Here is a 1,215-nt window from a genome sequence, read left to right as displayed (position 1 = left end):
GAGCGCAGAAGATGAGGCTCCGCATGGGACGGAACGCCACTTTCGTTCTAGTCGGGATTCGGGGCGCTACCTTTCTTGAGGCTTCTAAGTCAATCCTCACGCAACCGTGCGGTTTTGGCCTCGAGCTGAAGGCGTTCCTGTTCAAAAGGATTGCTGCGGGGCAGACAGGGCCGTCGAACTAGACTTGGAAATACGACCAAGGGGCTCGTCCAAAGGGTCAAACATGGCGAGCCCCTGGTCTGATGGCGGCCCCGGATATTGTGTAACGTTGCCGTCACGCGCCGGGCTTGGTGGCTACAGCTCCTAAACTAAAACTCAAGGCGGCGCGCGCTCGCCAATAATAAGGTAAGGGTCGAAGGGCCCGCCGAAAAGCGAGCCCTTGCCGCGCCTCTTGTATACCCTAGCCATTCAGCGCGGAATTGACCACGCGGCACCCGGAGAGGGGTGTCATCAGCCGGTTGATCAGAAGAACTGCCGCGCACCCCAGGCGCGCCAAAGGTTCTGCAATGTTCCCCCAAAAAATGCCCCGCCGGAGCAGCAGTTAACGGGGAAAAGGTGACCGCGCGGCACCAGGGAAGAGGGCTGCGGCTCCAACATCACTGGCGACTTTCGTCGGGAAGACTACCGCGCGGCCGCCATCCAGACGCCCAGGACGCGCAACCGTTCCCGTCCGGTAGCGTACGAACAAAGAAGACCCCGCTGGCTGGTGAGCGGTTGCGAGGTCAGGTCGCCACTAAGGCTGGATGCGCTGGCGGGGCGGATGCCAACACGCAATCCGGCACAATAACGAAGAGAGGAGACTTCGCGTTCCGGTTCGCCAGCGTACAGACAAAGCCGTGCCTCGGCGGGCTCGGCCGGTTCATCTGCTGGAGTCAATCCAGCACCACGGACTTGAACGGGAAAACCGCGATGAGATCTCCGTTTTCATCAACGATCTCGAATTGTTAAGCGTATCGGCTCTCCCCGATGGACCAAATCCGCGACGAGCTCGCGGGCGGAGGTGACGGCCTCTTCATGAACTGCGGCAAGATTTGGCAGATCGATAATACCTTCGTCGTCTTCGACGAATTCATCGGCTGCACGGATATGGAGGTAATACTTCGCCATCTACCAACAACCGCGGGAGGGCGCTCTCCTAGTTCGCGAACAATCAAGGCTTCACATTGTTCCTGTCCGGTTAGCGCGCCCCCGATGATGACCGCGCGGTGCCAGGAC

Annotated in this window: 1 protein-coding gene; it reads right to left on the bottom strand. The window is 59.8% G+C overall.

Going from position 1 to position 1,215, the window contains the following annotated elements; genetic code table 11:
• Positions 1–927 precede the first annotated feature (927 nt).
• Entirely contained in the window at positions 928–1,107 is a 180-nt protein-coding gene (locus ACPYOJ_RS34475; RefSeq protein ID WP_481420243.1) for a DUF6894 family protein, read from the bottom strand.
• Between the last annotated feature and the right edge of the window lie 108 nt (positions 1,108–1,215).

Source organism: Rhizobium sp. SVR5-9E, assembly GCF_056755095.1.
The sequence above is the reverse complement of the archived record's forward strand: the minus strand, read 5'-3'. Positions and strand labels throughout refer to the sequence as shown.

What these genes read in the sequence shown, in the direction of transcription:
- ACPYOJ_RS34475 (WP_481420243.1), bottom strand. Translation starts at nt 1,107, where the DNA reads ATGGCGAAGTATTACCTCCATATCCGTGCAGCCGATGAATTCGTCGAA.